This is a genomic window from Pseudomonas fluorescens, from assembly GCF_902498065.1.
GTDB lineage: Bacteria > Pseudomonadota > Gammaproteobacteria > Pseudomonadales > Pseudomonadaceae > Aquipseudomonas > Aquipseudomonas fluorescens_BJ.
The window spans coordinates 506,282-515,125 of sequence record NZ_CABVIR010000004.1 but is presented as its reverse complement, the minus strand read 5'-3'; the positions used below and the strand labels follow the sequence as shown (position 1 = coordinate 515,125).

The window sequence follows — 8,844 nt, the reverse complement described above, 5'->3', positions numbered from 1 at the left end:
CCAATTCGATGGGCAGTCATGGCGGGCAATCCGAAACGAAAACAGTGATGAAGGCATGGGCCAATGCTAGCCCGGAAATGAACGCAAATCTCAAAACCAACACAGATCAAACTGTGGGAGCTGGCCTTCAGGTTGCGAAGCATGCACTATCCCGGTGCGCAACGGGAGTTCGGTTTACTTCAGGCTGCCCGAGAGGAATTGCTGCAGACGCTCGGACTGTGGATTGACCAGCACCTCGCGCGGGTTGCCGCTTTCTTCGACGACACCTTTGTGCAGGAACACCAGTTGGTTCGACACTTCACGGGCGAAGCCCATTTCGTGCGTGACCACCACCATGGTCCGGCCTTCCAGCGCCAGGGCCTGCATGACCTTCAGCACGTCGCCGACCAGTTCCGGGTCGAGGGCCGAGGTCGGTTCGTCGAACAGCATCACCTCGGGCTCCATCGCCAGGGCACGGGCAATCGCCACGCGCTGTTGCTCGCCGCCGGACATGTGGCCTGGGTAGGCATCCTTACGATGCGCCACGCCCACCTTGTTCAGGTAGTGCTCGGCTTTCTCGCGGGCTTCGGCCTTGGACATGCCGAGCACATGGACCGGCGCTTCCATGATGTTTTCCAGCGCGGTCATGTGCGACCACAGGTTGAAATGCTGGAACACCATCGACAGGCGCGAACGCATGCGTTGCAGCTGTTTCGGGTCGGCGGCCTTCAGCGCACCGTCCTTGTTGGCCACCAGTTTCAGCTCTTCGTTGTTGAGCAGAATCTTGCCCGCGTGCGGCTGCTCCAGCAGGTTAATGCAGCGCAGGAAAGTACTTTTGCCGGAGCCACTGGAGCCGATGATGCTGATCACATCGCCAGCCGCCGCTTTCAGGGACACGCCCTTGAGCACTTCGTGACTGCCATAGCGTTTATGCAGGTCTTGGACTTCAAGTTTGTACATGCGGTCGGTTCTCACAAAAACAGTCAGTCAGTCGTTGAGCAAGCGCCCGTGACGCAGCGCTTCGCGCCCCGCCACCTTGGCCAGCCAGAAACCGGGTTGGGCATAACGCAGCCGTTCAATGGCAAACAGCACCCCGGACGTACCAGCACACACCGTGCTGACCCGATCCGATAACGGATCGATCACTTCGAAAATCTCATCGCCGGCTTCGATCCACTCACCGGGTTTACGCAGAAAACTGATCACGCCCGGATGCGGCGCGAACAGCAATTCGGTGCCTTCGAACGGCAGGCCTTCGCAAGCTTCGTGCGCCGGTTTCGGCCATTCGCCGCTGATCAAGCCTTGCTCGGCGAGGAACGCGAGAATGCCTTCGGCGTAAGCCTCGGCATCAGCGCGACCGGTGTCGGCCTGACCACCCAGTTCAATGGTGGTCGCCAGGCAGGCCAGCGGAATCTGCGCGTCCGGGAACTGACGCGACAGACGCAGCCACGGCAGCGAGCAGGCTTCGTCGAAGGAGCTGCCGCCGGAATCTTCCGCCAGCAAACCGACCTTCACATTCAGGTGCGCGGCGAGCGAACGCCATTGCGGCCAGTGTTGCGGCAAGGCATACATGTGCAGCGCTGCTTCGGCGTCGCAGTGCAGATCCAGCACCACGTCGGCGGTGCAGGCATGGCTGAGCAGTACGCGCTGCATGCCTTGCAACTGGCTGCTTGCCTCTGGCAATGCCGCCAGGTGATCGCTCATGGCCTGGCGAATCAAGCGAATATTGGCGTGCGGATCATCACCCAGATGTCCTTCGAGTTGGGCCGCCACTGGCGCGCTCAGCTCGACGAAATCGCGGTTGAAATTCTTGCCGCTGCCCGCTTCGAAACGACCTTGATGATTGCCCTGAAGCAGTTGACCGAGGCCCAGTGGGTTGGCCACCGGCACCAGTTCGATTACGCCGTTGAGCAAGCCTTGGGCTTCGAGTCCGGCCAGGCGCTTTTTCAGCTCCCAGGCCGTGCGCATCCCCGGCAATTCATCGGCGTGCAGGCTGGCCTGGATGTAGGCCTTGCGCTCGCCACTACCGAAGCGGAACACCGAAATCTGGCGTTCGCTGCCCAGGTGGCTCCACGGCAATGGATGATCGATGCGTTCCATATCAGTGCTTCCGCGGGGCCAGATAGCCCAGCCAGCGGCGCTCGGCCAGTTTGAACAGCTTCACCAGAATGAACGTCAGGCACAGGTAGAACACGCCAGCGGTGATGTAAGCCTCGAACGGCAGGTAGAACTGAGCGTTGACCGTGCGCGCGGCACCGGTGATGTCGATCAGGGTCACGATCGACGCCAGACTGGTGGTCTGCAGCATCATGATCACTTCGTTGCTGTACTGCGGCAACGCACGGCGCAGGGCCGATGGCAGCAGGATGCGTTTGTACATCTTGAAGCGCGACATGCCCATGGCCTTGGCCGCTTCGATTTCACCGTTCGGCGTAGCGCGCAGGCTGCCGGCGATGATTTCTGCGGTGTAGGCACTGGTGTTGATCGCGAAGGCCAGGCACGCACAGAACGTCGCGCTGGACAGCCATGGCCACAGGAAGCTTTCACGTACTGCTTCGAATTGCGCCAGCCCGTAGTAGATCAAAAACAGCTGCACCAGCATCGGCGTGCCGCGGATCACGTAGGTGAAGAGCCAGGCCGTCATGTTGACGACGGTGTTCTTCGAGACGCGCATCAGCCCCAGCGGCAAGGCCGCCAGCAGACCGAAAAACAGCGACAGTGCGAGCAATTTGAGGGTGGTCACCAGGCCGCCAAAGTACAGCGGCAAGGCCTCCCAAATGACGTTGTAGTCGAAGATCATAGATCAGCCGCCCTTACGCCTACCGAGTAGCGCTTCTCAAGGTGACGCAATGCCAGCAACGAGACACTGGTGATCACCAGGTACATCGCCGCCACTGCGAGGAAGAAGGTGAAAGGCTCGCGGGTGGCATCTGCCGCCTGCTTGGCCTTGAACATCATGTCTTGCAGACCCACCACCGAAATCAGCGCGGTGGCCTTGGTCAACACCAGCCAGTTGTTGGTGAAGCCCGGAATCGCCAGACGAATCATCTGCGGCACCAATACCCGGAAGAACACCTGAAAACTGCTCATGCCGTACGCCATGCCCGCTTCTGCCTGCCCCTTCGGGATCGCCATGAACGCGCCACGGAAGGTTTCCGACAGGTACGCACCGAAGATGAAGCCCAGAGTGCCGATACCGGCGACCAACGGGTTCAGGTCGATGTAATCGTCATAGCCGAGCATCGGCGCGACGCGGTTGAGCAGGTCCTGACCGCCGTAGAAAATCAACAGGATCAGCACCAGATCGGGAATCCCGCGGATCACCGTGGAATACAGATCGCCCAGCCAGGCCAGCCAACGCACCGGCGACAGACGCAGCGCAACGCCGATCAGCCCCAGAACGATGGCCAGAGCCATGGACGACAAGGCGAGCTGAAGCGTCAGCCATGCGCCATCGAGGATGACAGCCCCGTAGCCTTTCAACATGATTCAGGTCCTCGAAAGTTGGGATGAAAAAATGGCGCAAACCTCAGAGATCCTGCTGCTTGCGCCATTTCGGACTTGTCGCCGGAACGTGTTACTTGCCGTAGATATCGAAGGCGAAGTATTTGTCCTGGATTTGCTTGTACTTGCCGTTCTCGCGAATGGCGGTGATCGCGGTGTTGATCTTGTCTTTCAGCGCGTCACCCTTGCGAACAGCAATGCCTACGCCGTCGCCGAAGTATTTGACGTCGGTGAAGGCCGGGCCAACGAAGGCGAAACCTTTGCCGGCGTCGGTTTTCAGGAAACCGTCATCCAGCAGCGTAGCGTCTGCCACGGTGCCGTCGAGGCGACCGGCCGCCACGTCGAGGTAAATTTCGTTCTGCGAACCGTACGGCTTGATCTCGGCACCCAGCGGGGCCAGGACTTCGCGGGCGAAACGCTCGTGGATCGAACCACGTTGCACGCCGATGTTCTTGCCCTTGAGCTCAGTCAGGCCTTCGCTGACTTGAGTGCCGGCCTTCATGACCAGGCGAGCCGGGGTGTTGTAGTACTTGTTGGTGAAGTCCACGGACTTCTTGCGGTCTTCAGTGATCGACATGGACGACAGGATCGCGTCGATCTTGCGCACTTTGAGTGCCGGGATCAGACCGTCAAACTCTTGCTCGACCCACGTGCACTTGACCTTCATCTCTTCGCACAGGGCGTTGCCGATGTCGTAGTCAAAACCAACGATGCTGCCGTCCGGTGCCTTGGAAGCAAACGGAGGGTAAGCCGCTTCGATACCGATTTTCAGAGGCTTTTCATCGGCGAAGGTTGGCAGGGACAGCACGGACAGTGCCAGGGCGCCAAGCAGCACGAGTTTCTTCATCTTGGGACTCCATCGGTAAAGGGCTAAAACGGCAGAGTGAGCGACAGCCCAATATGCGAATGAGTGGAACCGGAAAGCGTTGCTGCGTCCTACAGTGCCTGTGCGAATTTTCAACACAGACAACGACGAGCGAGTGATCGGCATTCTAACGACAGGCCCGAAGCCGATATTTCTTCAATGCGACAACAAATTACAGAAGCACCGAGAAAGCCGCTTGGGCGCGTTGACAGCCTTGCAATTTCATGCAAGAGCAAAAGACAGTGAACCGATCTACATTGCAAATTGCGGGCCTATTATTGGCAAAGCCTTCTAATCCGGCAAGCGTAGCGTGGGTTCTTATTTTTTTGCCGAGCAAAAATGCACCGTTGCGGGCTGATGGCGTTTCTCAATGCCCCGTATCGGCGCGAGCGGTTACACATTCAGTTACTTGAAGGGTGGCGGGTAACAGTGGGAAATGCCCTACGGGTGAAGCCGATAATTATTGGTCGTTGTTGATTTGGCCACTGACAGATCGCTATCGCTAGCAGGCTAGCTCCCACAGAGGGAACTGCGCTCGATGCAAATTGTGAATCCACCGGAGATCCCTGTGGGAGCTAGCCTGCTAGCGAAGAGGCCCGGACTACCAACACAAAACCATCAGCCAATCCCCATCAGGCTCAACATCTCCCACAAGGGAACTGCGCTCGGCTCACATTGTGAATCCACCGGAGCCCCCCCTGTGGGAGCTAGCCTGCTAGCGAAGAGGCCCGAACGGCCAATCCAAAACCATCAGCCATTAAAAAACCCCATCAGGCTAAACACCTGACGGGGCTTCGATGACTCCAAACGCTACTTACGCAACGTTCATCGTCTTGTGCGTATCAATCAAATGCTGCACCACACCCGGGTCTGCCAGGGTGGAGATATCGCCCAACCCATCGTACTCAGCCGTCGCAATCTTGCGCAGAATCCGGCGCATGATCTTGCCCGAACGGGTTTTCGGCAGCCCTGGTGCCCACTGAATCACATCCGGCGAAGCAATCGGGCCGATTTCTTTGCGTACCCAGTTCTTCAGCTCCAGACGCAACTGCTCGCTCGTCTCTTCGCCAGCGTTCAGCGTCACGTAGACATAGATGCCCTGCCCCTTGATGTCGTGCGGCACACCGACCACGGCGGCCTCGGCGACTTTCGGGTGAGCGACCATCGCGCTTTCGATTTCGGCGGTGCCCATGCGGTGGCCGGACACGTTGAGTACGTCGTCCACACGCCCGGTGATCCAGTAGTAACCGTCTTCGTCACGACGCGCACCGTCACCGGTGAAATACATGCCGCTGAAGGTCTTGAAGTAGGTGTCGACGAAGCGGTCATGGTCGCCATACAGCGTGCGCGCCTGGCCTGGCCACGAATCGAGAATCACCAGATTGCCCTCGGCAACGCCTTCGAGGATGTTGCCGAGGTTGTCCACCAGCGCCGGCACCACGCCGAAGAACGGACGTGCCGCCGAACCCGGCTTCAGGCCATGCGCACCCGGCAACGGGCTCATCATGTTGCCGCCGGTTTCGGTCTGCCACCAGGTATCGACGATCGGGCAACGGGACTTGCCGACGTTCTTGTAGTACCAGTCCCACGCTTCCGGGTTGATCGGCTCACCGACCGAACCCAACAGACGCAAGCTGCTGCCATCAGCACCTTCGACAGCGGCTTGACCCGACGCCATCATCGCCCGAATGGCGGTCGGCGCGGTGTAGAGGATGTTGACCTTGTGCTTGTCGACGATCTTCGCCACCCGGGTGATGTCCGGATAGTTCGGCACGCCTTCGAACAGCACGGTGGTCGCGCCGTTGGCCAGCGGGCCGTAGACAATGTAAGTGTGGCCGGTGACCCAGCCGACGTCGGCGGTGCACCAGAAGATTTCGCCCGGACGGTAGTCGAACACGCGCTCATGGGTCATGGCAGCGTAAAGCAGGTAACCGCCGGTGGTGTGCTGCACGCCTTTAGGCTTGCCGGTGGAGCCGGAGGTGTAAAGGATGAACAGCGCCTCTTCAGCGCCCATCTCTTTCGGCGCGCAGACACTGCCCGCCACTTTCATCAGGTCTTCGTACCAGATGTCGCGATGCTGGTTCCACTTGATGTTGCCACCGGTGCGCTTGCACACGATGACTTTCTGGATGCTGCTGGTTTCCGGGTTGGTCAGCGCGTCGTCGACGTTGGTCTTGAGCGGGATTTTCTTGCCGGCACGAACGCCTTCGTCAGCGGTGATCACCACTTTGGATTTGCAGTCGATGATGCGACCGGCCAGGGCTTCCGGCGAGAAACCACCGAATACCACCGAGTGAATCGCGCCGATCCGGGTGCAGGCCAGCATGGCGACCACGGCTTCTGGGATCATCGGCATATAGATAGTCACCACGTCGCCGCGGTGCACGTCCTGGCCGCGCAAGGCGTTGGCGAACTTGCAGACTTGTTCGTGCAGCTCGCGGTAGGTGATGTTGCGGCTTTCGGCAGGGTCATCCCCTTCCCAAATGATCGCGACTTGATCGCCGCGCTCGGCCAGATGACGGTCGAGGCAGTTGTAGGAAACGTTCAGGGTGCCGTCGGCGAACCACTTGATGTCGACATGGTGGTCGTCGAAGGAAGTCTGCTTCACCGTGGTGAAAGGCTTGATCCAGTCGAGGCGCTTGGCTTGTTCGCGCCAGAAGCCGTCCGGGTTGACGACGGACTGCTGGTACATGGCCTTGTAGGTCGCCTCGTCAGTCAGCGTATTGGCCAGAACCTCGGGACGAACGGGATACAGGGAAGCCGCACTCATCTTTCTTACCTCGGTGGAATAGTTGTTTTTGTATGACCCAGTTGTAGCCGGGCCGGGCCTATAGAACCATTCGACGATGGTAGTAACAAGCCCCTACAAATTATCGTGATAAGCCTGGAACCACCGTCCCAAACACCACGCAAACTCCTGTGGGAGCGAGCCTGCTCGCGATGTTCGTGAACGATAACGCGTCAAATCTGACACCCATGGAACCCTCCGGTTTATCGTCGGAACGACGTCCTGAGCTAACTCGCCCTACAACGCCATCCACCGATTGTTACGAAATCTGTCAAAGGTGTTTATCAAAACCCCACCTATATGAACGCACCCCTCACGCCTAAAATCAGCCTCGCCAACACGGCAAACCCTGATTAACCAAGTTGCAGCCCCCACGAAGGCAGTTAATCAAAAACCCGGTAACCCAGTTCCACACGCAACCCCAAAAAGGTTGCGTGACCCCACTCGACCTCTAAAAGGTAAAACCGAAATGAAAGCTTTATTAGTTCTGGCCCTCTCCAGCCTGTGCGCAACCGCCATGGCAGACGAGGTCCCGACTGATGTCGCACAGCAACAACCGGCCATCGAGGAATACACCTACTCCACTCACCTGGACATCGCCAAAGTTGTCTCCATGAGTGAAATCCCCAATGTGTGCGAAGTGGTCCCCATGAAAATGGAATACGACGACTCCAAAGGTCAACGCCACATTCTGCGTTACAGCGTCATGGGTAACGGCTGCTCCAACGGCTAATCGCCCGCACTCCCTCTTATCGGTTCGACCCACCCGCCCCGCTGTTCAAGGCAGATGAAGCGCCGAACCGAATAGATCGATTTACTTGATTGCTTTAAGCACTTATTTGCGCTTTTTAATCGAATTAGTCGGCGTAGTATGAACTCCACACCAAGGCACACAACGCCAACACACCTGGAGCAACGACCATGAAAACCAAACTGATCCTCGCCCTGACCCTGTCTGTACTGGCCGCCAACACCTTCGCCGCCGATGGCTACGACCGCACAGGCTCGGGGGCTTTCACCACCGAAGCGGCTGTCGCTTCTGACGGTTACGACCACACCGGTTCGGCCTCTTTCGCCGCCGACGGTGCCGATCACGTCGGTGCAGGCAAACTCGCCTCCGACGGTTTTGATCACACTGGCGCCGCCAAGGTCGCTGCTGACGGTTCCGATCACACCGGTGCAGCCAAAGTCGCCGCTGATGGTGCAGATCACGTCGGTGCCGTTCGCCTCAGCTGATCATAGGGCGTGACTTACAGCCCGACTTCGGTCGGGCTTAGTTGTGTCTGGAACCACCGAAAACCGATTCAAAACACAACATGTAGTAAAAAACCCGGATTTTTGCCTATTTTTTGAACAAAAAAGTAGCACGTCAAAATTTAAGAAAAAAAATCTGCCCCCGCGATCTCCAGCCAAAGCCCTGTAAACCCTCGCTCCGACCGAAAAACCCTCCTTCTCGACCGCTCCATGCGCGGATTCGCCCCACCACGGCCGCAAAAATTTCCCTATAATGCCGGCTTAACGGGCCTGCAATATTCCCTTACAGGGATGACAGCCAGTCCGAAGCCCAGGCCGACGTCTTCACCGACTGCAGCGCCGTCAGCGGCTCTCGGAACTCCGTACAAAATTATGTTTATTTGCCTGCGTGTACCGCTGCAAAAAACGCTATCCAACGCGGCCAGACCGGTCGTGTGAAAAACCAACCAATCAG

General features: G+C 58.3%; 8 protein-coding genes. 2 read left to right on the top strand and 6 right to left on the bottom strand.

Features of this window, described 5'->3' with window-relative positions; genetic code table 11:
- Window positions 1-174: 174 nt before the first annotated feature.
- The 6 genes from F8N43_RS18340 to acs all read right to left on the bottom strand — a co-directional run bounded on the left by F8N43_RS18340 (window position 175) and on the right by acs (window position 7,118).
- The gene (locus F8N43_RS18340; protein WP_008154324.1) at window positions 175-939 is read right to left on the bottom strand and encodes an ABC transporter ATP-binding protein; all 765 of its coding nucleotides are present in this window, start codon (window positions 937-939) and stop codon (window positions 175-177) included.
- 27 nt (window positions 940-966) lie between these two features.
- Window positions 967-2,079 carry a M14 family metallopeptidase gene (locus F8N43_RS18335; protein WP_150654130.1) on the bottom strand — a complete coding sequence of 371 codons (1,113 nt, stop codon included), beginning with the start codon at window positions 2,077-2,079 and terminating at the stop codon, window positions 967-969.
- A gap of 1 nt (window position 2,080) precedes the next feature.
- Entirely contained in the window at window positions 2,081-2,779 is a 699-nt protein-coding gene (locus F8N43_RS18330) for an ABC transporter permease (RefSeq protein ID WP_150633308.1), read from the bottom strand.
- On the bottom strand, window positions 2,776-3,465 hold the full coding sequence (locus F8N43_RS18325; RefSeq protein ID WP_150639869.1) for an ABC transporter permease: 690 nt from the start codon (window positions 3,463-3,465) through the stop codon (window positions 2,776-2,778). Before F8N43_RS18325 ends, F8N43_RS18330 begins: the two co-directional genes overlap by 4 nt.
- A gap of 91 nt (window positions 3,466-3,556) precedes the next feature.
- Window positions 3,557-4,330: an ABC transporter substrate-binding protein gene (locus tag F8N43_RS18320; RefSeq protein WP_150633306.1), complete on the bottom strand. Its 774-nt coding sequence runs from the start codon at window positions 4,328-4,330 to the stop codon at window positions 3,557-3,559.
- 832 nt (window positions 4,331-5,162) lie between these two features.
- Window positions 5,163-7,118, bottom strand: a complete 1,956-nt coding sequence (gene acs / locus F8N43_RS18315; RefSeq protein WP_150633305.1) for an acetate--CoA ligase — start codon at window positions 7,116-7,118, stop codon at window positions 5,163-5,165.
- A 487-nt stretch (window positions 7,119-7,605) separates the two neighbouring features.
- Between acs and F8N43_RS18310 the strand changes: the two genes are divergently transcribed.
- Both F8N43_RS18310 and F8N43_RS18305 read left to right on the top strand, forming a co-directional pair.
- Window positions 7,606-7,869: a DUF2790 domain-containing protein gene (locus F8N43_RS18310; protein WP_150633304.1), complete on the top strand. Its 264-nt coding sequence runs from the start codon at window positions 7,606-7,608 to the stop codon at window positions 7,867-7,869.
- A gap of 188 nt (window positions 7,870-8,057) precedes the next feature.
- Window positions 8,058-8,372, top strand: coding sequence for a hypothetical protein (locus F8N43_RS18305; RefSeq protein ID WP_150654129.1), 315 nt, complete (start codon window positions 8,058-8,060; stop codon window positions 8,370-8,372).
- The last annotated feature ends 472 nt before the right edge of the window (window positions 8,373-8,844 follow it).